Genomic DNA, 26227 nt, shown 5'->3' on the forward strand with positions numbered 1-26227 from the left:
AATTTATTCTTAAACATATGTAACAGCTTACGGATATATAGGAGTTTCTTTAGCAAGCTTGATATCCTTTGTGGCCACATACATATCGCCTTCTTTTTCTAGTCGCAACATGCTTTGTACAGCTTTAGCACGACAAGCCAAGGTTAAATCTGGTAATAATGGATCATCGTTAAAAAAGAATGATGCCATATCGTACTCAGGTTGTCCTGGAGCTTTAATAATACGGTGTATTTGTTTTAATTCTTTATTGCGTAAATATTTACCTGGCATAAAGGTATAAAAGGTGTAGCGTCCGTATGAATCTGTTTTTACCCAAGCACGGTGGTATATGTAGCGTTTTTTGTTACTGTCTTTTTTTACCTCATAATTACCATCCTCGTCTGGTTGATAAATAAAAAGCACCACGTCTTTAGCCGGAGTTTTTCCATCGGCTTCAAAAATAGTACCCGTTATTTTAAGTTTATTGGGTTTAGAATCGAAATCTGGAACCGTACCAGTATTACTTAACTGATCTTCTGTATAATCATAAATAGGGCTCTTTTTGTTTGCTTGTTGTGCAGTAAGCATATTGAAAGCTCCTATAAAACAAACGGCATATATAAGGGGCATTATATTTTTCATGAGATTTATATTAATCATTAATAATAATTTAAAATTAAATAAATCAGATGGTTAGTGAGTTAAAAACCTTATGAACTCTAAATATTTTCGTTAAAAAGATTGAATATCGATGAATTACATTCATTTCATATTATTAGTTTTTAATTTGAATGAAAAATTGAAATGCAAAATTTTTGAAATATCTTTGATAAATTAAAACCACAACTAAGCTAGCTAAATAACAAACTATTAAACTTAATACTAATGAAAAGACTTTTACCTCTTATTTTTATTTCTCTTTTTTGTTTACATGTAAAAGGAGAAACCATTGTTGTTGATGCTGTTTTAATAAAACATGGTTCAGGTAGTTCGTCGCAAACCATTGATTTAGGGAACCCTATTGTTGATTTTTATTATAATTGGGAAAATGCCACTACTGTGAACGTAACAGGGATGCCCACAGGTCTTTCTGTTGTTATTGATAACAGCCAAAGTAAAGTTTCTTTTAGCGGAACTCCAACAGAATTTGGTGTATTCCAATATACTATAACAACAGTAGGCGGAAACTTAAACGCCAGTAAAAGTGGTACCATAACGGTGAGTGATGTGCCTGTTACATCGCCATCTCTAGCCTTCCCTACTGCAGATGGCTATGGAAAACATGTTACAGGTGGTAGAGGTGGGCAAGTTATTTATGTCACCAATCTTAATGACTCTGGTGCAGGCAGCTTAAGAGCTGCAGTAGCAGCTAGTGGCCCAAGAATAGTGCTTTTTAAAGTATCCGGTATTATTGCTCTAAATTCTAACCTTAGCATAAATAATGATAACATAACCATTGCTGGACAAACAGCACCTGGAGATGGTATTTGCATAAAAAATTATACGGTGGTTGTAAATGCCAATAATGTAATTATTAGGTATATGCGATTTAGAATGGGTGACGAAACCATTAATGAAAATGATGCAATAAATGGTAGAAATAGAAGCAATATTATTATAGACCACTGTTCGATGAGTTGGAGTACTGATGAGTGTGCTTCGTTTTACGATAATACTAATTTTACATTGCAATGGTGTGTGTTATCAGAAAGTTTAAGAGTATCGATTCATGACAAAGGCACGCATGGCTATGGTGGCATTTGGGGTGGTAAAGGTGCTAGTTTTCATCATAACCTATTAGCGCATCATGATAGTAGAAACCCGCGTTTCAATGGGAGCCGCTATTCCAATAGAGCCGATTTAGAACTTGTAGATTTCCGTAACAATGTTATTTACAATTGGGGAAGCAATAGTGGCTATGCCGGTGAAGGTGGCAGATATGATTTGGTTAATAATTACTACAAACCAGGACCTGCTACCAAATCGGGAGTCAGTACCCGTATATTTTCTCCTAATGCTGATAATGGTAGTAATTCACAAGCTGCTGGTATTTGGGGAACTTTTTATGTGAATGGAAATTATATGAATGGTAGCACAACGGTTACCAATGATAATTGGGCTGGGATACATCCAAATCCATCAACTAAAAGCAAAAGTGAATTAAAATCAAATACCGAATTTAACATGGGCTCTATAAGTACCAGTTCGGCAGCAGTGGCATATGATAAAGTATTGAATTATGTGGGCGCAAGTTTGGTTAGGGATGCCGTTGATGTCAGAATTGTGAACGAAACCTTAACAGGCACTTATACATATACAGGTTCTAAAGGAAGTACCAATGGACTTATTGACACCCAAAGTGATGTTGGTGGATGGCCTACTTATAACAGCAGTTCAGCACCTACTGATACGGATAACGATGGTATGCCTGATACTTGGGAAGCTTCCAATGGGTTAAATAGCAATAATGCTTCAGACGGGGTAACTTATACTTTAGACCCTAATTATACAAATGTAGAGGTTTATATAAATAGCCTTGTTGCCGATATTAGCAACAACCAAACCGATAGCACATTGGGGGTTGATGATTTTGGAACTAGTGATGGCTTAGATGTTACATACTATCCTAATCCTGTAATTAATGAGCTGTTTATAAATTTAGGCAATAATGTTAGTGGAGAAGTTAGTATTACTATTTTCAGTATTTTAGGAAGCAAATTAACGTCTTTTACAGTAAAAGATTCTCAAGTTAAAAATGGGAAATTATATATTCCTATGGAAGATTACACGACTGGCTTATATATTTTAAAAGTTAAAATAGCAAACCAAACGAGTCAATTTAAATTTATAAAGCAATAAAAAATTGCCACTTTAGCTAATAAGTATTATTAAAAGCAAAAGAGGCTGTCTGAAAAGTATCAACAAGTGTCATTCTGAATTTATTTCAGAATCTTAACTCGTTGATAATCAATATTTATTAGAAACTGAAACAAGTTCAGTTTGACAATATATAGACTTTTCATATAGCCTCTTTTGCTTTTTAGAATTAATTCTTAACTTAGGATAAGTTTGTATTTAATTCTATGGTTGTATTTAATAGTTTTGAAATTGGGCAAACTTCTTTTGCCTTAGTAGCTATTTGTGCAAATTCTTCTTTGCTTATATTTGGTACATTACCTTCTAAATTTAAAACAATAAGAACAATACTACCATCTTCAAATGTTACGGTTGCTCCAACATCTAAAGTGGTTGCAGTAAAACCAGCTTCATTTAACAAAAAGCTCAATTGCATAGCAAAACAGCCTGCATGAGCTGCTCCTATCAGTTCTTCCGGATTGGTTCCTGCAGCGTTTTCAAACCGAGTGTGAAACGAATATGGCGTATTATTAAGCACATTACTAGCCGTAGTTACAGTTCCTTTTCCTTCTTTACCACTACCTTTCCATTGTGCAGTAGCTTTTCTTGTAAACTTCATTGTATATATATTTTATTGGTTATCGAATGGCTCTACATTTCCAGAATATCTTATTGGAAAACGAGAAGCACTATTAAGTGTCATATCGCTGGTTAAATTAGGGTACAACTTTATGTACACATTAAAATTCTCTGAGTTACTTTTTGCTTCAAAATTTATAGTATAGCTATTATCGTTATTTCGTTCTGCTTTGTAGTTTTCAACCAAGCCATTAAACTTTATAGCACTATCGCCACCACCATAAGAAACATTCATTTGTCGTTCTCCAAAATAAGGCAAATAGGATGAGATGCTGTCTCCCGAAATGCTTAAAAAATTTGAATTCCCAATTAAACTTATACTACCTGAGGCACTACCAGGTTGCAATAATCCAGAATTTAATACCTGCTGCATAGCATTAGTAACTTGTGGATGTGCCCAATCAGACTCAATACGAAATTCTTTTGTATTTACCATCTTATTAAAAGCATCTATTTGGGCTTGACTTATGGCATGTTTAGACGACTTACAAGAAGTAGTCGATATCATAAACAGACCTATAAGTAAATAAACCAATTTCATTTTCAATATTTTTAACGCATTCGAAGTTACTAAATACATGTAAATTTGTGTAATAACAAAACGTTAAAAAGATTAAAGAAAAACCTTTTCTAGATTATGAATTTAGATTATTAAACGCTTTTAATTTTGAATTATACTCTTTTATAAGTTTAACAGTTGTTTGGTCTGATTCAAAAACACTGTACCAACCTTGTGGTTCGTGAGCGGGATCTCCAATAAATTCCATCTGGTTATTTGAAACTTCTCCAGGGGTATTTACTCTACCAAAGCCTCCCCAAGCCCAAAAGTTACAGCCTACAAAATTGGTTTCATTTTTAATGTGATCCAAAAGTATATCAAAAACATCTTTAAAATATGTATTTCTATGATTTACAGTTGATTGGTTTGTGTAATCTAAATTATCTCTTGATATGCCAAATTCTTCCAAAACCATGGGTTTATTAAAAGTAGATGCTATGAATAAATGCTCGTCTATATAGTTTTTAACTTTTTTCAAAGCATCGTTATAAGTCTTATCATGTTTATTTGGGTTGTACCATTCCCAATTTTGTATCCAAATATGAATGGTGATATAATCTAAACTTTCAAACTTATAATCGGCTAAAGCATTGTTGTTTGTAAACCACGGAAATGGTGTATTGCCCTCCCCTCCTATGGTAACTAATTGTTGTGGTGCCAATTGCTTTATAAACGCACTGGTGTTTTCAATCCAATTAAGATATTCCACTTGGTTTTGAATGGCATACGGTTCGTTAGCTAACTCCCAACTCATGATGGTTGGGTCATTAAAATAAGAGGTGTTGGTAATGGTATTTACGCGTGTTATGATGGTTTCTATATGATTTCTATAAGCATCAATAGCAGCCGTATTGGTGTAAAATTGAGCTGTGAAACGCATGTATTTCTCCCAATCGTTGGTGTCGTTTGGATATGGAATAGTTTCGTCCGTAACCCAAGAAACATATTGCGACAAACCACCAGACCAATACCAAAAATTGCTTAAACATAATACGGCCTGCATATCCCTTTTTTGCATTTCAGCAATTAAAAAGTCTAAACCTTCTAAAATATCTTCATTGTAAACCCCAAGTTTAGGCTGCATGGAGATAGGCATATTATAAGGTGAATGGTTTGCCCCTTCAGAGCCAGCCATAATTCTTAAATTGGTAATGCCGAGTGCCTTTAAGGTATCAAGTTCTTTTAATAAACGCGTCCTATCACCCGATTGGTTTGCTGCTAAATGTGCACCGTACCAAAAATTGGTACCAATAAAATGATAGTATTTATTGTTTTTTATGAATTGATTTCCTTGAACTTTAATGAACATACAGCATGATTTTTAAAACTCCCGCTTTCCAAATTCACTTTCAATAAACTTCGATTTGTTTTTAACTTTATTGAACGTGTAAGATAGATTTAGTGTTACCATATCTACTTCGTAAATGTAGTTGGTAGTGGTATAAAACTCGTTAGGTCTTGCCGTTGTAATACGTTGTTCGTTGGTTCTAAAAAGTCCCATATCCATATTTTGCCATTGCAACGTACCTACCAATCTGCCATCTAAAAACGACTTTTTTAAGGTTAAGTTTGGTGAATAAAATTCGGAGTCCTGACCCTGCCCTGTATTGGTTTCAGACAAATAATTCAATGTAAATTGAAGCGTTGTATTTTTCCAGAATGCATAGGTTGAATTCACATTAAACGAATAAATAGTGGCATTGCTATTGATATCATAATTTCTAATAACATTGTCTCTATGTCTAAATACGAAGAAGCCATCTATGTCATAATTGTAAATATTGGCACCAATAAAATTACTCCAGTTTTTGGCAGCTTTAAATTGGGTACCAAGCTCTACCCCTATGGCATTGCTTTTTCCAACGTTGGAGTAAACACGATTTAAAATACTGTCAATTACCGTTCCATCAGATTCGTAAGCCAATGTATTAACGCGGTTAATAACGTTGTCTACATGCCTGTAATACGCCGTAGCGAAGAACGAGTTACCGCTTTTCAACTTTTTGGTAATGCCCAATTCAACCAAATCGATAAATTCAGGTAATAATTGGTTGTCACCTTGCTCAAAAGTTTCAGAATGCTCACGCTCAGCAAAACTATTCATTTTTAATGTTGTGGTACGCTCTACACGTTTGCTATAAGCTGCTTTAAGTTTTGTGTCTTCATTTATAGCATATTGCAATGAAGCGGAAGGAAACAGTTTTACAAAATCGTATTTATACACATTTGGGGTAGCCTGACTTTTTAAGGCTTCGGTATAAGTTCTATCCATAGATTCTAAACGGATACCTGCAGCATAATCCCATTTGTTTTTTGCACCTGTTAATTGGGTGTACCCAGAATGAATGGTTCTTTTCAATTCAATATCACTAGAAAATTCAGGAACCAAAATACCATCACGTTCGTAAACAAATTCACCTGAATGTTTTAAATCCCTAAACTGGTAACCCGTTTCAATAGTTCCAAAAGAAAAGGGTTTCCATTTATAATCTAAATTATAACGCACACCATGTAACGGATTGTCGTTGGTATTGTATTCCTGCTGATAAATAGTTGTGTACGCTGGGGTATCCACATTATCGTTAAAAGTTGGACCACCTAAAAAGGTATATTCATATAAAAACGAGGTGGATAATTTTGAATCATTATTGAATTTATGGGCATAATCGAAACTTCCTAAGGCAAAATCACCTTTACGGGTTCTTAAGTTATGATTGTAATATTGAAAGGTGTACAATCTGTTTTCGCTACCAATAGGCGATACCGCATGATTATCAAAATAAGTAATATCTGCTAAACGGTCTACAGTATGCTTTCCTGCGAAAAAACCCAAAGAGAATTCATCGGAAGTATTAGGTGTATAATCTAAAGTAAAACGCCCGTTATAACTAACATCATCAAAACTACGTTCGCCTTCCGATGGTAAAAAGGTTTGTTTATTTTCAGATGGGTCTATAACAAAAACCTCGCCAACACGTCTTCCTGTTTTATCATTTCGTTGGTAACTCGTTCCTAAAGAAATATTCCATTTATCCGTTTTAGAGTTTAGAGTGGCATCAATTCCGTAACGTTGTGCAGGTTCTTTGGTATCATAAGGTTCTATAGAAGGAAAACCTCCACGTACATTTACTTGTGCAAATGTTCCATTGGTAGCTCCTTTTTTGGTGATGATATTTACAATGCCACCTTTCCCCTCGGGGTCGTATTTTGCTGAAGGCGCTGTAATTAATTCAACTTTTTCCAATGCATTTGCAGGCAATTGTGCTAAAATAGAGCTTACATCGCCTTGGGTTGGTTTTCCGTTTAGTAATACCGCAAACCCTTTACTGCCTCTAACACTAATTTCACCTTGCCCATCAACGGTTACCGATGGTAAATTTCTAATCACATCGGCTGCATTACCACCTTGCGTACTTTGAAAATTTTTAGAATCGAAAACCTGTCTATCTATTTTATGCACTACGGAAGTACGTTCTGCTCGTATTTGAACCTCATTAAGTTCATTACCTAAAACCAAAGAAATAATACCTAAATCGGTATTTGGTTTTGTTCTGCTTATTTCAATATTTTGAATGGTTTTAGCAGTATAACCCACAAACGAAGCTTCTAAATAATACGTGCCGTTTTTTACATTATTTATGGTAAAAATACCTTCTGCATTGGTGATAACACCCGTTATTAATGATTTATCTTTTTGATTGTAAAGCGCTACTGTGGCATATTCTAAAGGATAACTATCAGTAGCATCTTGTATTTTCCCGGAAATTTGTGCGGATAGCGAGTTAAGAAACGTGAAAAAAAATAGGAATAAAGAAGTACTTTTAAATGTGATAGATTTCATGAATAAAGCTATAATTTTGATTAAGTTGAAAAGATTAGACTGAAAAAATCATGATTAGTTTAAACTAAAAGGGAACTTGTTTTATGCAATAATCAATATACTGTTTGAATATAAATAAACTGATTTTTTAAAAGGTAAATACAAATTAAGCGAAAATTGCCATCCATAAAAACATGAATTTATTGTTTTAACGTGCCTTTGTACCAAACATTCAAAACCAATCCGCTTATAATTAATACCATACCGAATAAGCTCCAAAACGTATAAACTTCGCCAAATAATGCAGCACCCAACATAACGGTAAAAACAACTTCTACGTACTTTAAAGGCGCTATAATATTTGTTGAAGCAGTTTGAAACGCTTTCGTCATGTAAATTTGTCCGAAATACCCAAAAACACCTAAACTTAATAGTAAAGGCCATTCTATACCTATAGGCGTTTTCCAGTTGCCTATGGAAAGCACACCACCCAAAATCATAGCTGTAATCATAAAATAGTTTACAACTACAACGGGATGCTCACTTTGACCTATTTGATTAATCATGATGTAAACCAAGCCACTAAGTACGGCCGCTATGATAACCAATACCAATCCGATTGTATCAACCTGACCATCAATACCTTTTAAAACTAAAACCCCAATAAAGGAAATTATAAAAAAGAACCATTGAAACGGTTTTATTTGCTCTTTAAGAATGAAAACCGCCAATATAGCGGCAAAAATAGGCGCTGTATAACGTAGTGAAACAGCAGTACCAACCGATAAGTATTTAACAGACATAAAGAAAAACAACATGGAAGTTGCTCCCACTATCGACCTTAATATGAGTAACTTGTTTTTATTTCCTATAAATGGAATTTTATTTTTCAAAAGATATCCAAAAGTAAAAAACAACGAGCCCAACGACCTAAAAAACACTATTTGATAGGTGTTAACATTATCTAGATACTTTACAACGGCGTTCATACAAGCGAATGCCATGGTACTTAAAATCATGAACTTTATAGCATTTTTAACGTCCATGCATTCTTGGTTTTACGATCCGTCTTGAATTTATAAAATAAACGCCCGTTAATAATATAATGGCTGCTAATATAGATTGACCCGTTATTTGTTCATCTAAAATATACCAACCTAAAATCAAGGCAATTACTGGATTCACATAAGCCGAAGTAGATACTTTTTCGGTAGAAACCTCTTTAAGTAGATAATTAAATGCAGTAAACGCCACTACACTACCAAAAACAATTAGCAGCAACATAGACCATTGTGCAGGTACACTCCATGTTGTGGGAGACGACCAAGTTTCGCCTAACAAAAAGCTAATTATAAAGAGTAATATACCAGAAACCGTCATTTGGTATGCTGTATTTACAAAATAATTTGGGCCTAATTCGGCTCTTGCGACAAACAAACTCCCCCAACTCCAACTAATTACACAGGTAAATATCATAATGATACCTATCAAACTGTTTTCTTGAAACACTATTTGGTCTTGACTAACCAATAAATACATGCCAATAATTCCTAAAGTAATGCCAATTATAGATTTTTTCTGGATTTTTTTACCATCTACCATACGCATCATTACCAAAACCATTAGTGGTTGAATGGACGCTTCCAAAGCACCAAAACCACTATCAACATATTTTAGCGCCCATACAAATACGCCATTTCCATACACAAGAAATAGAAAACCAGCAAAAACATTATTAAAAAATTGCCTTTTGGTAATAGCTAAATTGAGTTTTAAAACTTTAGCTATTGTGAATATTAAAACTGAAGCTGTAGTAAAACGAATAGCCGCTAGATATAGTGGCGCTACTTCGGTAACAACAATTTTATTAAGCAAATAGGTAGAACCCCAAATAACATATATGGCAAAAAAAGCCAATAAAATGAGGATGGTTTTACGAGGAAAACTCATAAATTCATAAATAAACTATATAAAAAAAAACGTTATATCTTTTTTACACGAACGGCATTCATACCTTTTTGGCCACGTTCCAATTCATAAGAGACTTTATCATTTTCTTTAATAGGCTCTAACAAACCACTTACGTGAACAAAATATTTTTCTTGGTTGATACTGTCTAGAATAAATCCAAAACCTTTAGAGGTATCGAAAAAAGATACTTTACCTTCTTTTCCTGTTGGCTCTTCTTCACCTCTATCTTCTTTTTTAGGAATACCTAATTCAATACTTTCAGCATCCACTTTAACCTTTAAGTTCGGGTCTGGCGGTGTATCAGTTAAATTGCCATTATAGTCAACATAAGCAAATTGAATTCCTTGTGGATTTTCTTTTGCCTCTGCTTTACGAGCTTCCTTTTTCTTTAGTTTATCTTCACGTTTTTTCAAACGCTTCTTTTCTTTTTCAATTTTATTAAATGTAACTTGAGATTTTGCCATTGTTTATGTGAACGGGTTTAGTTATATGATTATTTCTTTAATTTGGATATTCAATGCTTTTTGAATATCGTGTATTTTTTGTAATTCCCCTGGAATTATCAATGCTATGGAATATCCTTTTTTTCCAGCTCTGGCTGTACGACCACTTCGGTGGGTGTAATATTCTAATTGTTCTGGAAGTTGGTGATGTATAACAAATGCTAAATTGTTAACATCGATACCTCTAGCAGATACGTCGGTTGATATTAATACTTGTAGATTGCCTTTTTTAAAAGCACGCATGACTTTGTCGCGTTCTTTTTGTTGCATATCACCTTCTAAAGCACCTACCGAGAAACCTTCATCTACTAATTTTTCGGTTAAATCTTTTGTGCCGGCTTTGGTTCTGCAAAAAATAATGCCTCTTTCATTAGCATTTCTACCCAATAATGTTACTAAGATATTAAATTTTTCTTTGATATTGGTTGAAACATACTGATGTGTAATATTGGCATTTACCAAATCTTCTTTGTTTATCTCAACCTTTATGGCATTAGGCGACATGTAGGTTTTAATAATGTTCTGTATTTCATCGGGCATGGTAGCTGAAAATAACCACGTATGTCGTTTGCTCGTATTGTATTTTAATATTTTGTTTAAATCTTCTTTAAAACCCATGCTTAGCATCTCATCGGCTTCATCCAATACTAAGGTTTTTACGTTTTTTATATTAACATCACCACGTTCAATCAAATCCAATAAACGTCCAGGTGTTGCAATTATAATGTGGGTTGTTCGTCTTAATGCTGAAATTTGCTTTTCTATTTTTTCTCCACCATAAACACCTTCAGCAAATATTTTGTCTTCGGAATATTTTGTAAATTTAAAAAGCTGCTTTTTTATTTGTTGAACCAACTCGCGTGTTGGCGCTAAAATTAAAGCTTGTACTTCGTTTGAGGAAACATCGATGTGCTGTAGAATAGGCAAGCCATAAGCTGCTGTTTTACCTGTACCTGTTTGAGCTAATCCTATAAAATCGGTGGGAGATCCTAACAACACAGGAATGGCTTTTTCCTGAATTGCAGTTGGAGTTTTAATATCTAATTCTTTTAGCGCTTTTACAAAGGCTTTTTGAACTCCTAAATCTGAAAATGTTGGCATACTATTAATTACGATACAGCAAAGGTACGCCTTATTTTACTCAATGAATAATTAATATTGAATATTTAAAAATGAAAATCCCGTAATTCGTAATTCTCAAATTCGTAATTGATTCAATTAATCTTCTGGTGGATATCCGTGAATGCTTTCGAAAACTTCATCAAAATTAGCACGCAAATACGAATTTAGTTTTTTTCTATAATCGTCTTTTAACCATTCAACAAAATTGTAGGTACTTTTACTAATGCATTTTGTGTAACGTTGAATTCTAAAATCAATATCATCACCCAACATTTTTGCCAATCCTAGCGCATCGTAAACATCTTCACTATTTTCTATGCAAATTTTAGCATGTTGCTCTATAGAACGTTCTAAAACTACTTTTGAAGATTCGCCGTTTCTAATAGAATCTACATAGGTTCTTTGAATATCAAAATACACATCTTTAGATTTTGCGAATTCCTTACGCAATTCATCTGGCATTTCGTATCTAAAGTTGCTTTCAAGCTCTTCATCTCCTAAAATAGAATCTAAATAATAGTTTGGAGACCTAAAAATGCGTTGCCAATCTAAATTATCTCCCCAAGGCCCAAAGCGATAAAAATTATTCCCTAAATCTATAACATCGAAGGTTTTTTTGTTTTTTAGGATACGCGAACCACGACCAATCATTTGATAATAAAGCGTTAACGACTTGGTAGCTCTATTTAAAATGATGCTTTCTACGGTAGGCTCATCAAACCCTGTGGTTAAAATACTAACCGATGTTAAAATAGCATCAGGCGTTTTTTTGAACCATTTAAGTATCATGGCGCGTTCTTTTTTGGTGTTGGTGTTATCTAGATGTGCTATGGGATATCCTGCTCTTCTAAAAGTATCGTAAACATGCAATGAGGTATTGATACCGTTGTTGAAAATCAATGTTTTTTTACCTTTAGAACGCTCTTCGTAGGCTTGTATAAGTTTCGAAAGCATGTCATCGGCTGTATACAAATCTTCCGAAGATTTCACCGTATAATCGCCATTGGCACCAACAACCAATGAGGTTAAACCAACATTATATGTGAACATTTCAGCACGTGCCAAAAATCCGTTTTCTATAAGCGATTCTATACTTTCTCCTACAATAAGTTCATCGTAATTGTCCGTCATTGGTAAATCGATACTCGAACTTAAAGGTGTTGCCGTAACCCCTAAAATAAATGATTGACTAAAAAACTTGAATAATTTGGTAAATGAATTGTAGTGGGCTTCGTCAATAATAACCAAACCAATATCCGAAATATCAAGCTTATCATCGTTCAACCTATTATTTAAGGTTTCTACCATGGCCACAAAACAACTGTAATTAGCTTGGTCGCTTAAATCGGCTTTACTGTCTATAACTTTGTTTACCACTTCAAACTCGGTAAGCATATTCGAAGTTTGCTTGCACAATTCGATACGATGCGTCATTACCAATACCTTCTTTTTGTGATGTTTAAGGTACTGTCTTACTATTTCAGAAAATATAACCGTTTTACCGCCACCAGTTGGTAATTGGTATAACAAATGGTAATCATCTGGAGATTCTTCAAAAGCCTTAAAAATTTTATCAATAGCTCCTTTTTGGTAGCTATATAAATCTTTACCAGCATTTCTTTCTTCTAATTCTGTTTTTGATATAGACATGTATCTAACTTTATGGCGTGCAAAAATAACACCTTTAAAGCGTTTATGACGAATGTTTATAGGAAAAATTTGAAATGGATTTTGTTTTATAAAAAAACGTCTCTTTAAAATAAGTTTTATACTAAAAAGTAATTTATATATTTACTTCTTAAATTTTAGCTAATGCAAATCAACGATAAATCTGGAGTACAAGACTATATAGCAAATACACAACGCTACGAAACCATGACCTATAACAGAACAGGAAAAAGCGGTATACTTTTACCTGCTTTATCTATTGGTTTGTGGCATAATTTCGGGTTTGTAGATAGCATTCAAAACGGTAGAGACATCTTACGCTCTGCTTTCGATTTAGGAATTACCCATTTCGATTTGGCAAACAACTATGGTCCTCCATATGGTTCGGCTGAAGAAAACTTTGGAACCATCTTCAAAAATGATTTTAAAAATTATAGAGATGAATTGTTTATAGCCACCAAAGCAGGTTACGATATGTGGCCTGGGCCTTATGGTAATTTTGGTTCTAGAAAATATTTAATTTCTAGTTTAGACCAAAGTTTGAAACGTATGGGATTGGATTATGTTGATATTTTTTACCATCATAGACCGGACCCTGATACTCCTTTAGAAGAGACCATGGGAGCTTTGGCTGATATTGTGCGTCAAGGAAAGGCCTTATACGTGGGTATTTCGAACTATCAACCCAAGGAAACCCAAGAAGCTGCTGAAATTTTAAAGCGCTTGAATGTGCCTTTTATATTGCACCAAGCACGTTATTCGATGTTTGACCGCTGGGTTGAAAACGGGCTTTTAAATACTTTAGAGCAAAATGGTGTGGGCTGCATCGCCTTTTCTCCATTAGCTCAGGGCATGCTTACTGACAAGTATTTAAAGGGAATTCCAAAAGATTCTAGAGCCGCAAAAAGTTTAACGTATTTAAACGAGGAAACCGTAACCAGCAATATAGAAAAAGTACAATTATTGGATGCCATTGCCCAAAAACGCGGACAAAAATTATCGCAAATGGCTTTAGCTTGGATATTAAGACAGCCACAAGTAGCTTCGGTTTTAATTGGTGCAAGTTCTGCACATCAATTAAAGGAAAATGTAAAGGCATTGGATAATTTGAAATTTAGTTCTGAAGAATTAAAATTGATTGATGCTATTGTTTAATAAACTTTTTTTGTGAACGATTACCAAAACTATCTTCAACAGATATAAAATAAATACCAGATACGAAATTTTCAACATTAAAAGAAAAATTAGCGCATTGAAACTTTCGGTTTAATAGTTTCTTTCCTGTAAAATCGTAAATAAAAATATTATACACTATAGATTTATTTGATGTCTTGAAGGTTAGAATATCTTCCGTTGGATTAGGGTAAATTGAAAATGACAAATCAAAAGTATCTTTTGAAGTTGATAATGTTTCAAAAAAGTAAATTAAAACATCTCCATTAGGGGCATAAATATCAAGCTGTCTGAAATCATCCCCTTCAAATATTTCATAACTAAAAGATTCGCCATTCGTATAATCATCAAAGAAGAAATTTGTGAACTTAGATTCTATATCGCTAATGTATTCAGGCATCACATTACTAGCATAATCGCAATCACCTAAAGTAGAAGCCCCATCAATAAGAGTTAGTTTTGAAATATCAAGCTCAAAATGAATTTCATATTGTACATAGTGACTGTTACAAATCGTAGTATTGAAACTTTTTTGATCATTTTCACTACTAAATTGTGATACTATTGGAGTGCCTTCCGAACTAAGGGGTGTATAATGATTCTCTCCGTCGATATTCATATTATATAAATACCAAGAACCATCATCAATACTTAAATTTTGAGCAATTGTAGAAAATGAAATAAGAAAAATAGAAATAAAAAAGTCAAACCGCATAATCTATGAATTAGTTTTAGCTAAAGTAATAAAAAGATTACTCCTTCACAATAATTATAGTTGCTTTTACTCCTGTTGCTAAATTCCATCGGTTTGCCGAAACGAGGTTACCCTTATCGTCAACAACACGAAATTCTGCGGTATTTGGTCCAGATTCACCTTGATTTAAAGCTAAAAAATCTATTTTGTTGAACCCTTTTTGTAGGTCGAGTTTAAATCCGCTAAAGCCGCCATTTAAAAACACTCTAGCCTGCACTACATCATCATTAACCAAAACCTGTATTAAGTCGCCATCCACATAACCATGATCGCGATACGATACGTTTACAGATTTCGCATTACTTTTAAAATCTCCAAAGTACTGGTCGGTTAAACTACCATTTCTAGCCTCCACTTCCTCGGGTGTTAATTTGGTATTGGCCAAATGGTCATCCAACTGTTTTGTATAAAGCTCCCCTGGATTTCCGAATTTCTCGCCAAATAAGGAAAATTGCTTTTTAGGAGCTTCAACTCCTGTAGATAAATTGGGTACGTTTAAACTTCCAAAAGTGGGATTATTAGTATTGTCGGGCTGTACAGGTGCTATTTTAGGCGTGTTATCAGTTTCCTTTTTACTCTCAACAGCAGGAATAGCTATAGATTTTTTTTGGCTATCTATTTGAGCACTAACTGACAGCGTTATTCCAAACAAAATAATAAATGAGAGAAAAAGTTTCATTATTGTGAGTTAATAGATTTTAGGTTTGTGTTACTTAGAAGCTTCATTTATTCTTCAAAGATATTTTTTTATATTAAAAATGTTTATTTAAGTAGCCATATTTTACATTCATTTAACAAAAATCATTCCTAAAAAGTGATTTTTGTTGATTTTCGTAAAAATCTATCATTAAAATATAAGCACTTTTTTAGAATCCTGATAATCTTTGGTTTATGGTATTGTTTTTGTGAGGTATCATTTACATCAACATTTAAACTTAAACTTATGAGACATTCAAAACTAATGCCCGAAGTAAATGCAGGGTCTATGGCTGATATTGCGTTTTTATTGCTTATTTTCTTTTTGGTAACAGCTACAATTTCTTCTGATGAAGGAATCAATAGAGTATTACCTGAAGAATGTCCTCCCGGAATTGACTGTTCAAGCCCTACAATTGAACGCAATGTTTTAAAAATAATCATTAATAATGATGATGAAATTATGGTTGGTAACCAAATTGTTCCTATTGAAGCATTGAAAAACACCACCAAGAATTTTATTGATAACAACGGTGATGATACGTGCGATTATTGCAATGGTGAAAAATTATCCATGGCTTCTGAAAACCCAACCAAAGTGGCTATTTCTTTGCAAACCGGACAACAAACTAGTTACAAACGGTTTATTGAAGTTCAAAATGAATTATCAAAAGCTTACTACGAACTTAGAAACAATTACAGCGAACAGGTATTAAAAAAACCTTCGGGTAATTTAACAAAAGATGAACTTAAAAAAGTAAAGGAAGCCTACCCGTTTACACTTATAGAGACCGAAAACAATTAACTATTTCTTTATGGAATCTAAAGGTTTCAATACGCCATAGGAAATTGAAACCTTTTTTCTACCCCATTTTTTTGCAGCCTTCACATCGGTTCCCATATAAATATCAATTTTGTTTTTCCAACGCGGGTGCATGCGGTCTTTTACAAAAAAAATACTGTCAAAACCTTTTATTTTCACTGGTGTATCACGTTTTAAACCCTTACGGTATAAGTCTCTAGAAACCGCAATATAGTTCAATCCAGGTTTTAAACTGTCGCCAAATGCCGTAATATGCGGATTGGAATCGGTTTGTGACACCACTGAATTATATGCCGATGCCGTAACCTTTAAATCGTACCAAGTGTAATTTGCTTCAAAAGGAATTTCTTTCTCTTTGCAGCTATAAACAAAACCCAAAAATAGTATTAGAAAAACCCTTTTTAACATGGCTTAATTTTATTTTTTAAAGATACAAAATTAGGCTACTTAAATGTATTAATAAAAAAGAGAGCTTTGGGCTCTCTTTTTTATAATTAAGAAATTTTAATTTGTTTGACAGGCTTTCTTTTTGCCTCTTCCCGTTTTGGAAGATGGATTTTTAAAATACCATCGCTATAATCGGCCGAAATTTTATCGGCATCCACAGTTTCTGGAATAGTAAATGTTCTTTTGAATGAAGAATAACCAAACTCTCTACGAGTATAGTTTTCGGTTTTTTCATTATTCTCTGTTTTGGATTCAACACCTATGGACAATACATGATTATCGATATTGATTTCAAAATCAGATTTTTTTAAACCGGGAACAGCCATATCAATTACAAATTCGTTATCTGAATTGATAACATTTACAGCGGGCAAAGTAATACCTGTGTTGAAATTAGACATAAACTCTGTTCCTAAACCTTTACCTAGGATATCATCAAACCAAGATGGTAAACTTGGTAATAAATTAAAATTAGAATCAGTTGGCTTTTTATTGCCCGATTTAATTGTTGGAATTAAAGTACTCATAATTAAATATTTTAAAAGTTATACAATTAATTTTAATAGGTATAAACAAATAAAATACCAATCAAAAATAACTGAAATTTTTTCAGTTATTCTGACAAAATTTCACATTAAAACACTTAAAAACAGACAATTAGTCAATATTTCATTAAATTTATCAAAGCTTTTTCAAATCTATTTTTTGGAAGGTATTGTTCTTCCAATTGACTAGCAAACGGAATGGGAGTTTCTAAACTGCCAACACGTTTTACAGGCGCATCTAAATACTCAAAACAATGTTCCATAATTAAAGCCGAAATATCGCTGGCTATACCACCAAACAAAGTGTCTTCATGTAAAATAATAGCTTTTCCCGTTTTTTTAACGGAAGTAAAAATAGTTTCGGTATCTAGAGGTTGTAGTGTTCGTAAATCTATTACATCGGCCTTTATGTCTAAGTTCCTGTCTAGAGTTTCTAGTGCCCAATGTACAGCAGCACCATAACTAATTATAGTCACATCGTTGCCGTATCTAAGCAGGGAAGCCTTACCAAAAGGCAGTGTATAATAATCTATAGGCACTTCTTGACGGACACTTCTATATAAAGCTTTGTGTTCAAAAAACAGCACAGGATTAGGATCATTTATAGCTGTATTTAAAAGCCCTTTGGCATCATATGGAAATGCTGGATATACCACTTTTAAACCTGGTGTTTTGGTAAACCAAGCTTCATTGGTTTGGGAATGAAACGGACCCGCTGCTACACCTCCGCCACAAGGCATTCTTAAAACAACGTTGGCGTTTTGTCCCCAACGGTAATGCGATTTTGCCAAATAATTAACCACGGGGTTAAATCCAGAGGAAACAAAATCGGCAAATTGCATTTCAACAACAGCCTTCATCCCTGCAATAGATAAACCCATAGCGGTTTCAATAATGGCCGATTCGCAAATGGGTGTGTTTCTTATGCGCTCTCTTCCAAATTGTTCAACAAAACCCTCTGTAATCTTAAAAGCACCACCATATTCAGCAATGTCTTGCCCCATGATAACAAGGTCTTGATGGCGTTCCATACTTTGTTTTAAGCTTTCAGAAATGGCATCAATAAATCGAATTTCTTTTGTTTCTGTATCATATGCAATGCTCTGATATTTAAACTCTTGATAAACATCGTTTAATTCGATACTTTCATTTGGAACAATATCTTCTTCCACGAAAGCAATGTTTAAATTTTCGTTGATTTCATTTAAAATAGCTTCTTTTATTTGCGAATCTTCTTGCTCATTTAAAACGCCTTGTGCTTTTAAAAACAGCTCAAAATTAACCACCGGATCTTTTAATGCCCAAGCATCCATCAATGCTTGAGGGACATATTTAGTACCACTCGCCTCTTCGTGACCACGCATTCTAAAGGTTATAAATTCTAGCAAAACAGGTCTTGGGTTGTTGCGAATGCTTGTAGCTATTTCAGTTACTTTGGTATAAACTTCAATAATATTATTGCCATCAATAATATGGGATTCCATACCATACCCTATGCCTTTATCGGCTATATGCTGGCAATTGTATTGCTCATTTATGGGTGTTGAGAGTCCGTAACCGTTATTTTCTACACAAAACAAAACGGGTAATTGCCATACCGAGGCCACATTTAAAGCTTCGTGGAAGTCGCCCTCACTTGTACCACCTTCTCCTGTAAAAACAGCAGTAACTTGGTTTTTGTTTTTTAATTTTGAAGCTAGAGCAATACCATCGGCAACACCTAATTGCGGGCCTAAATGGGAAATCATGCCCACAATTTTATATATTTGTGTTCCAAAATGAAATGACCGATCCCTACCTTTTGTAAACCCCGAAGCTTTTCCTTGCCATTGTGCAAACAATCTGTATGAAGGAATATTTCTTGAAGTGAAAACGCCTAAATTTCTATGCATGGGCAGAATATATTCATCTTCATTCAAAGCCAAAGTCACACCTACTGCAATCGCTTCTTGCCCAATGCCAGAAAACCATTTGCTTATTTTACCTTGGCGTAATAAAACAAGCATTTTCTCCTCTATCAAACGAGGTTTTAACAAGGATTTATACAAATGCAACAAGGCATTATTGTCAAGTTGATTTGTATCAAAGTTTATATTAATGGAGGCTGAATTGTCACTCATAAATAAGGTATTTGGTAAAAACCAAAGATACCACAAAAAGAGGAATTCATTTGCAAAGTAAACTCAATGGCATTGCGTAAATCTTGGTAATGTTTTTGTACATTTGTTATAGAACATAATTATAAAAATTCCTCATGAATATTATACCAAGTGTAGATTTAAGCGATTTTACATCGGGAGATGCTGTTAGAAAGCAAAAGTTTGTAGATGCTATTGGGAAAGCCTATGAAGAAATTGGGTTTGTAGCACTAAAAGGTCATTTTTTAGACGATGCTTTAGTTGAAAAACTATATGGTGAAGTAAAGAATTTTTTCAGTTTACCTGTTGAAACGAAACAAAAATATGAAATCCCAGGTATTGGTGGTCAACGAGGTTATGTGTCGTTTGGAAAAGAAAGTGCCAAAGGAAAAAAAGAAGGCGATTTAAAAGAGTTTTGGCACTTTGGACAATATGTTGAAGACAACCCAAAATTGGAGGCTGAATATCCTGCAAATGTTAAGGTTGAAGAGCTTCCTGAATTCAATAAAGTTGGAAAAGAAGCCTATAAAATGTTAGAGAAAACAGCTAAATATGTGTTGCGTGCACTTGCATTGCATTTAGGTTTGAAAGAAACTTATTTTGATAATTACATACACAATGGAAATTCTATTTTAAGACCCATACATTACCCTCCAATTACTGAAGAACCCAAGGATGCCGTACGTGCAGCAGCACATGGAGACATTAATTTAATTACGTTATTAATGGGGGCTCAAGGTCGTGGATTGCAAGTACAAAACCATAACGGCGAATGGATTGATGCCATTGCAGAACCTGATGAATTGATGATAAACGTGGGCGATATGTTGTCCAGACACACCAACAATAAACTAAAATCCACCATCCATCGTGTTATTAATCCACCTCTAGAACTTTGGGGGACTTCGCGCTATTCCATTCCGTTTTTTATGCACCCAATAAGTGAAATGAAATTAAACGTTTTGGAAGCATGCATTGATGAAAACAACCCAAAAGCCTTTGAAGATATTACGGCAGGAGAATTTTTAACGGAGCGTTTAATAGAACTTGGTTTAATTAAAAAATAAGTTTTAAGTGGCAATCGCAACGTTCTGAGTACTGCGACTGAGACAAAGACTGAATACTATAAAATATGGACTTACAAGATCAATTAAAAAACCTTTTCCCAGATCATGTTCAGGAAGAACCATTAGAAAACACCTATGAGGCATCAAAAATTTGGATGCAAGACGACCCCATCCTTTGTAAATATGAAAAACGCAAAGGCAAACCCATAACCATTTTAGAAGGCTATACGGGAGCTACCGAAGATTTTAAGATTTTAGCTAAAGAAATTAAAACCAAGCTAAGTGTTGGTGGCAGTTTTAAGGATGACAAAATTATTATTCAAGGCGATTATCGCGATAAAATCATGAAAATGCTAAAAGAAAAAGGGTTTAACGTTAAACGTGTTGGCGGTTAATTTATGAATAAAATACCTCTTCACGTCACCAATGGTTCCGTTTTAACCAACCGCCTCAATGAACTAAATATTGAAGGGGACATCCTTACATGGCAAGAAATGCTATGTGAAGGCCCTACTGTGGAACAAGTTTATTCTGAAGAATTTTCAAAATTAAGAAAGAAATTTTTCAGTGATTTCTATGATATAGATTTAGTTATAAATGAAATTGAAGAAGAGCTAGACAAATTAAATCATTCAGAAAAATATTCAGAAATCGTTCTTTGGTTTGAATATGATTTGTTTTGCCATATTAATATGATTGCTGTAATTAGTCTCATTCAACAAAAAAAAATCATGCTACCGCTCTATTTGGTTTGTAGTGGTAAAGTTGAAAGAAACAAAAATTTAAAAGGTTTGGCAGAGCTGAATTCAGGTCAGCTTTTGAAACATTATAGAGATAAAATAGAGCTGACTCCTAAAGATATCGATTTAGCCGTAACCGTTTGGGGAATTTACTGTGGCAAAGACCATAATTTGTTAAAACCCATTATTGTTACGAATTCCTCGTTTAAATATTTAAGCAATTGTTTAAAAGCACATTTAGAACGGTTTCCTGAAACAAAAGATGGCTTAAATGTTATAGAACGTAATGTTTTAGAGATTGTAAAAAATAGAAGTATAAAATCGAAACACCATTTATTGGGTTACACCCTCAACTACCAAGGTTTTTACGGTTATGGCGATTTACAAATTTCAAGAATTATAGAAAAACTAAGCATTTTTTTTGCAGAAGAAGAAAATAGCATAAAACTGAATAGAAAAGGACACGAAGCCTTACTTGGACAGCATAATTTTGCTTTAGAAATTGATAATAGCATGATGTTTGGTGGCGTTAATAAATTCGAATTTCAATTCAACAAAAAAGAAAACAAATTAATAAAAACTGTTTATAATGCCCATTAAAGCATCGGAACTTATATTAAATCCTGACGGTAGTGTTTACCATTTAAATTTAAAACCAGAAGATATTGCCAGTACCATTATTTTTGTGGGCGATCAAGATCGGGTTGAGCAAGTTTCAAAACACTTTGATACTATCGAGTTTAAAACCCAAAAGCGTGAATTTAAAACACATACAGGGACACTGAAAGGAAAGCGTGTTTCAGTAATTTCAACAGGTATTGGTCCCGATAATATAGATATTGTTTTAAATGAATTGGATGCACTTTTCAATATTGATTTAAAAACAAAAACTGTAAAAAAGGATCTTACAAATCTAAATATTATAAGAATTGGCACATCCGGCTCCTTGCAAAAAGAGATTTCAGTTGATTCTTTTTTATTAACCACCCACAGTTTGGATCTAAATGGCATGTTGCACGCTTACCAAACAAACGCTATCAGTCACCCCGAAATTGAAGAGGCTTTTATAAAATATACCAATTGGCATGAAAACAAATCACGCCCCATTATAATTAGCAACAGTAAACTGTTAGAAAACAAACTAGAAAGCAATAATATTCACAAAGGTTTAACAGCAACTGCAGGTGGTTTTTACGGTCCGCAAGGGCGTGTATTACGCCTATCGTTACAAGATGCTGATTTGAATGCAAAAATGGACAGTTTCAATTTTAATGGTATGCGTATTACAAACCTGGAAATGGAAACATCTGCTATTTACGGACTCTCAAAACTTTTAGGGCACCATGCCGTATCTTTAAATGCTATTGTTGCCAATAGGGCCAATGGTACTTTTAGCGAAAATCCTTTACAAACCATAGAAAACCTTATAACATACACGCTTAATAAACTATTTGAATAAACGATTGATTTCATGAAAAAAGTAACAATTGGTGGTGTACCAGAACATTTTAATTTGGCATGGTACTTAACCTTAAAAAATGGCGAATACAAAGAAAAAGGCATTAATTTACGTTGGCAAGATTATCCAGAAGGCACTGGTGCCATGTGTAAAGCACTTCGGAACAAAAAAATTGATATTGCCGTAATACTTACCGAAGGCATTATAAAAGATATTATTGATGGCAACCCTAGTAAAATTGTGCAAACATTTGTGCAAACACCTTTGAATTGGGGTATTCATGTGGCAAAAAATTCACCTTATAAAACCATTGAAGATTTAAAAGGAACCAAAGCCGCTATTAGCAGATATGGTTCAGGATCGCATTTAATGGCTTTTATCAACGCTGAAAATAATAATTGGGAATTAAAAAACGATTTGAACTTTGAAGTTATAAACGATTTAAATGGTGCGGTTGAAAGTTTAACAAATGGTACAGCCGATTATTTTATGTGGGAGAAATTCACCACGAAACCTTTAGTTGACAACGGAACGTTTAGAAGAATAGGCAATTGCCCTACTCCGTGGCCCTGTTTCGTAATTGCCGTTAGAGAAGATTTTATCGCCTCAAACAAAGAAGATTTAAAAACCATTTTAGAAATAATTAATAATACAACCTCAGAATTTAAAGATATACCGAGTATAGACCGCACCGTTGCCAATCGTTACGAGCAGCAATTGGAGGATGTACGCGAATGGTTAAGTATTACCGAGTGGTCTCAAGAACTAATTGATGAAAAAACGGTTATACATGTACAAAAAGAACTCTTCGACTTAAAAATCATTACTAATACGGTGAGTTACAAAAAGCTAATTCATAATTTACAGCGCTAAATATCAAAGTTTTAACTTCATAATCTTAGTTGAATTACGTAACTTTGTTATAACAACTAAATCATTGTTATAATGAATACTGTTATCCTCTCTAATTTTCGTCCTATACTAGCTGGTAAATTAATCAATCAAAATTTAATTAATCAATACACGAAATTTCTATATCACTTTTTTCAAAATTCTAAATCAAAAAAAGAAGTTAGTTTTCAAGAGGTGTCGGAGCATGTAAATAAGTATGCTATACCTTCAATAAACATAGAAAAGCGTCAGGTTCTACTTTTTGATGAAATAGAGTCTTTTATAGTAAATGAAATGGAGAAAACAGACCCATCAAACTATATTTTTCCTAAAGGATTTGAATTTTTATCAGATAGTCACTATGGACCTAAAATAGATATGCGTATGGATTGGTTCAAAAAAAAATTAGGATATGTATTCGATAAATTCTATGAACACACCCCAAATAAACCTGAAAATATAATTCATGTAACCTGCTCAGGTTATTCTTCTCCAAGCTTAGCTCAGGAAGCAGTAATAAAAAGAAATTGGAAGGATGTAAAAGTTACTCACTCTTATCATATGGGTTGCTATGGAGCTTTTCCTGCAATTAGAACAGGATCTGGCTTATTATCTTTAAGTAATATTAAGGGGCGTGTTGATATTATACATACAGAACTGCTTTCCGTCCACTTGAATTTAACAGAGTTTTCTGCTGCAAACACTATGATCTGTTCTTTGTTTGCTGATGGATTTGTTGGCTATTCTTTGTACGATGAAAACTTATTCTATAAAGAGGGCATTAAAACAAATAAGGCAGGATTAAAAATTCTAGCGACTCATGAAGTGATAATACCAGATAGTTTAGAAGATATGACTTGGGACTTAGGAGAATATAGTTTTTTAATGACCTTATCCAAAAGGGTTCCTGTATTTATTAGGAAAAATATAAAGGAATTCATTGTAACCTTGTGCGATAAAATAGGTTTAGATTTTGAATCTGAAAAGAAATCTATATATTACGCTATCCATCCTGGAGGCCCTAAAATAATTGACTATGTAGTTAATGAATTGGAAATTGACAATAGCAGAGCCGGCTGGTCTTATGAGGTACTAAAACATAATGGCAATATGTCTTCAGCCACAGTTCCTCATATTTTTGAAAAAATAATTAATGACCCTAACATTAAAACAAATACCAAAATTATAGCTATAGCTTTTGGCCCCGGATTAACAGCAACGGGACTTTTACTTGAAAAAGTAGCATAGGTATTTTTTCTAAATTAAGAATATATTTATTTAAATATTTGATATTTAACAACCTATCAAAATAAACTTGTATAAGATAAAAATATAATTTCTAAGAACAATATACGTTTAGGCATTATAAATTTTAATTATTTGATAGGTGTTCTTATTTCAGTCTAAAAAACCACCGTCTTTGACGGTGGTTTTGTTTTAAAGGCTCCGGCATTTAGTTTATAAAAATCAATTAATACTTTACTAGATACTTTACAGCTCCACCATGGATAGTGTTCGATGAAATCTTAATTACATAAACTCCTTGGTTAAGATATTCCAAATTTGTTATGGTCTGTCTGTTTTCATCAATTATCATATCTTTTCTTAAAATAATTCGACCGCTCATATCGTATAAAACTATATGCAGTTCAAGATTTTTATATTTATGAGGCAACTCTAAAATTATATTAGAACTAAATGGATTCGGTGTAATAATTATATTTTTAAAATCAAATGATTCTATACTTAACGTACCATCACAACCATCTGGGATACCATCGGAATCAGAATCAACAGTATCATCAAATCCAGGACATAAATCGGAACAGTCTGCAACGCCATCACCATCGCTATCGGTATCTGGTGTTCCACAGCCACAAACGCCTGGGTCGGTTTTGTTAGGATTTGCTGGACATAAATCTTCACAATCATTAGTACCATCACCATCTGAATCAATGGAATTATCACAAGTATCCTGACAGTTGGGTGTGCCATCGCCATCCGTATCGTTCGATACGCCATTGGCATTTACATCATTGGGACATGGGGAATTGATCTCTTGGTCGTTACAGTCCAGAACACCATCACTATCGGTATCGGTATCGGCCACACCGCAGCCACAAACGCCTGGGCTTGTCTTATTGGGATCGCTCGGACAACCATCCTGACAATTTGGTGTGCCATCGCCATCCGTATCGTTCGATACACCATTGGCATTTACATCATTGGGACAAGGGGAATTGATCTCTTGGTCGTTACAGTCCAGAACACCGTCATTATCGGTATCCATGTCTACCACACCACAGCCACAAACGCCTGGGTCGGTTTTGTTAGGATTTGCTGGACATAAATCTTCACAATCATTAGTACCATCACC

25 protein-coding genes are annotated in these 26227 nt (G+C 33.9%); 9 read left to right on the forward strand and 16 right to left on the reverse strand.

The window, feature by feature from the left end; translation table 11 throughout:
- Positions 1–27 precede the first annotated feature (27 nt).
- A complete protein-coding gene (locus tag ACGK9U_RS10760) occupies positions 28–621 on the reverse strand; it encodes a hypothetical protein (protein ID WP_394466379.1) in 594 nt (197 codons plus the stop codon).
- 243 nt (positions 622–864) lie between these two features.
- Between ACGK9U_RS10760 and ACGK9U_RS10765 the strand changes: the two genes are divergently transcribed.
- Entirely contained in the window at positions 865–2838 is a 1974-nt protein-coding gene (locus tag ACGK9U_RS10765; protein ID WP_394466380.1) for a T9SS type A sorting domain-containing protein, read from the forward strand.
- A gap of 199 nt (positions 2839–3037) precedes the next feature.
- Here ACGK9U_RS10765 and ACGK9U_RS10770 read toward each other — a convergent pair whose 3' ends face one another.
- The 9 genes from ACGK9U_RS10770 to ACGK9U_RS10810 all read right to left on the reverse strand — a co-directional run bounded on the left by ACGK9U_RS10770 (position 3038) and on the right by ACGK9U_RS10810 (position 13099).
- Positions 3038–3454, reverse strand: coding sequence for an OsmC family protein (locus ACGK9U_RS10770; RefSeq protein ID WP_394466381.1), 417 nt, complete (start codon positions 3452–3454; stop codon positions 3038–3040).
- Between the two features lie 12 nt (positions 3455–3466).
- Positions 3467–4015 carry a DUF4251 domain-containing protein gene (locus ACGK9U_RS10775; RefSeq protein ID WP_394466382.1) on the reverse strand — a complete coding sequence of 183 codons (549 nt, stop codon included), beginning with the start codon at positions 4013–4015 and terminating at the stop codon, positions 3467–3469.
- Positions 4016–4109: 94 nt separating this feature from the next.
- Positions 4110–5342 carry a hypothetical protein gene (locus ACGK9U_RS10780; protein WP_394466383.1) on the reverse strand — a complete coding sequence of 411 codons (1233 nt, stop codon included), beginning with the start codon at positions 5340–5342 and terminating at the stop codon, positions 4110–4112.
- Positions 5343–5354: 12 nt separating this feature from the next.
- The gene (locus ACGK9U_RS10785) at positions 5355–7874 is read right to left on the reverse strand and encodes a TonB-dependent receptor domain-containing protein (protein ID WP_394466384.1); all 2520 of its coding nucleotides are present in this window, start codon (positions 7872–7874) and stop codon (positions 5355–5357) included.
- A gap of 179 nt (positions 7875–8053) precedes the next feature.
- Positions 8054–8899, reverse strand: coding sequence for a DMT family transporter (locus ACGK9U_RS10790; RefSeq protein ID WP_394466385.1), 846 nt, complete (start codon positions 8897–8899; stop codon positions 8054–8056).
- Positions 8889–9803 carry an EamA family transporter gene (locus tag ACGK9U_RS10795; RefSeq protein ID WP_394466386.1) on the reverse strand — a complete coding sequence of 305 codons (915 nt, stop codon included), beginning with the start codon at positions 9801–9803 and terminating at the stop codon, positions 8889–8891. The genes ACGK9U_RS10790 and ACGK9U_RS10795 overlap by 11 nt, the downstream gene beginning before the upstream one ends.
- Before the next feature lie 32 nt (positions 9804–9835).
- Positions 9836–10288: a cold-shock protein gene (locus ACGK9U_RS10800; RefSeq protein WP_394466387.1), complete on the reverse strand. Its 453-nt coding sequence runs from the start codon at positions 10286–10288 to the stop codon at positions 9836–9838.
- A gap of 21 nt (positions 10289–10309) precedes the next feature.
- Positions 10310–11428, reverse strand: coding sequence for a DEAD/DEAH box helicase (locus tag ACGK9U_RS10805; protein WP_394466388.1), 1119 nt, complete (start codon positions 11426–11428; stop codon positions 10310–10312).
- Between the two features lie 117 nt (positions 11429–11545).
- Positions 11546–13099 (reverse strand): DEAD/DEAH box helicase, encoded by a 1554-nt coding sequence (locus ACGK9U_RS10810; RefSeq protein WP_394466389.1) that lies wholly within the window; start codon positions 13097–13099, stop codon positions 11546–11548.
- A gap of 162 nt (positions 13100–13261) precedes the next feature.
- Between ACGK9U_RS10810 and mgrA the strand changes: the two genes are divergently transcribed.
- Positions 13262–14272 (forward strand): L-glyceraldehyde 3-phosphate reductase, encoded by a 1011-nt coding sequence (mgrA, locus tag ACGK9U_RS10815; protein ID WP_394466390.1) that lies wholly within the window; start codon positions 13262–13264, stop codon positions 14270–14272.
- On the opposite strand, the gene ACGK9U_RS10820 is transcribed toward mgrA, so the two are convergent.
- Both ACGK9U_RS10820 and ACGK9U_RS10825 read right to left on the reverse strand, forming a co-directional pair.
- Positions 14262–15005 (reverse strand): T9SS type A sorting domain-containing protein, encoded by a 744-nt coding sequence (locus tag ACGK9U_RS10820; RefSeq protein WP_394466391.1) that lies wholly within the window; start codon positions 15003–15005, stop codon positions 14262–14264. The two genes, mgrA and ACGK9U_RS10820, sit on opposite strands and share 11 nt — an antisense overlap.
- A gap of 37 nt (positions 15006–15042) precedes the next feature.
- Complete coding sequence (locus ACGK9U_RS10825; RefSeq protein WP_394466392.1) at positions 15043–15723, reverse strand: hypothetical protein; 681 nt, start codon at positions 15721–15723, stop codon at positions 15043–15045.
- Positions 15724–15987: 264 nt separating this feature from the next.
- Between ACGK9U_RS10825 and ACGK9U_RS10830 the strand changes: the two genes are divergently transcribed.
- On the forward strand, positions 15988–16545 hold the full coding sequence (locus ACGK9U_RS10830) for an ExbD/TolR family protein (RefSeq protein WP_394466393.1): 558 nt from the start codon (positions 15988–15990) through the stop codon (positions 16543–16545).
- Here ACGK9U_RS10830 and ACGK9U_RS10835 read toward each other — a convergent pair whose 3' ends face one another.
- The 3 genes from ACGK9U_RS10835 to ACGK9U_RS10845 form a co-directional block, all read right to left on the reverse strand.
- Positions 16546–16971, reverse strand: coding sequence for a 3D domain-containing protein (locus ACGK9U_RS10835; RefSeq protein WP_394466394.1), 426 nt, complete (start codon positions 16969–16971; stop codon positions 16546–16548).
- Between the two features lie 86 nt (positions 16972–17057).
- The gene (locus ACGK9U_RS10840) at positions 17058–17537 is read right to left on the reverse strand and encodes an Hsp20/alpha crystallin family protein (RefSeq protein ID WP_394466395.1); all 480 of its coding nucleotides are present in this window, start codon (positions 17535–17537) and stop codon (positions 17058–17060) included.
- A gap of 134 nt (positions 17538–17671) precedes the next feature.
- Positions 17672–19675 carry a thiamine pyrophosphate-dependent enzyme gene (locus ACGK9U_RS10845; RefSeq protein ID WP_394466396.1) on the reverse strand — a complete coding sequence of 668 codons (2004 nt, stop codon included), beginning with the start codon at positions 19673–19675 and terminating at the stop codon, positions 17672–17674.
- 134 nt (positions 19676–19809) lie between these two features.
- Here ACGK9U_RS10845 and ACGK9U_RS10850 point away from each other — a divergent pair, with 134 nt between their 5' ends.
- The 6 genes from ACGK9U_RS10850 to ACGK9U_RS10875 all read left to right on the forward strand — a co-directional run bounded on the left by ACGK9U_RS10850 (position 19810) and on the right by ACGK9U_RS10875 (position 25098).
- Positions 19810–20760 carry an isopenicillin N synthase family dioxygenase gene (locus tag ACGK9U_RS10850; RefSeq protein WP_394466397.1) on the forward strand — a complete coding sequence of 317 codons (951 nt, stop codon included), beginning with the start codon at positions 19810–19812 and terminating at the stop codon, positions 20758–20760.
- Positions 20761–20825: 65 nt separating this feature from the next.
- Positions 20826–21155: a translation initiation factor gene (locus ACGK9U_RS10855; protein WP_394466398.1), complete on the forward strand. Its 330-nt coding sequence runs from the start codon at positions 20826–20828 to the stop codon at positions 21153–21155.
- Positions 21156–21158: 3 nt separating this feature from the next.
- On the forward strand, positions 21159–22100 hold the full coding sequence (locus ACGK9U_RS10860) for a DUF1835 domain-containing protein (protein ID WP_394466399.1): 942 nt from the start codon (positions 21159–21161) through the stop codon (positions 22098–22100).
- Positions 22090–22959, forward strand: coding sequence for a nucleoside phosphorylase (locus ACGK9U_RS10865; RefSeq protein ID WP_394466400.1), 870 nt, complete (start codon positions 22090–22092; stop codon positions 22957–22959). The genes ACGK9U_RS10860 and ACGK9U_RS10865 overlap by 11 nt, the downstream gene beginning before the upstream one ends.
- A gap of 12 nt (positions 22960–22971) precedes the next feature.
- On the forward strand, positions 22972–23832 hold the full coding sequence (locus tag ACGK9U_RS10870; protein WP_394466401.1) for a substrate-binding domain-containing protein: 861 nt from the start codon (positions 22972–22974) through the stop codon (positions 23830–23832).
- Positions 23833–23904: 72 nt separating this feature from the next.
- Positions 23905–25098 (forward strand): 3-oxoacyl-[acyl-carrier-protein] synthase III C-terminal domain-containing protein, encoded by a 1194-nt coding sequence (locus ACGK9U_RS10875; protein WP_394466402.1) that lies wholly within the window; start codon positions 23905–23907, stop codon positions 25096–25098.
- A gap of 223 nt (positions 25099–25321) precedes the next feature.
- Here the strand turns inward: ACGK9U_RS10875 and ACGK9U_RS10880 are convergent.
- A partial coding sequence (locus tag ACGK9U_RS10880; protein ID WP_394466403.1) for a T9SS type A sorting domain-containing protein occupies positions 25322–26227 on the reverse strand: 906 nt, incomplete at its 5' end.

Origin of the sequence: Mariniflexile sp. HNIBRBA6329, from assembly GCF_043558645.1 — a bacterium.
Lineage (GTDB): Bacteria > Bacteroidota > Bacteroidia > Flavobacteriales > Flavobacteriaceae > Mariniflexile.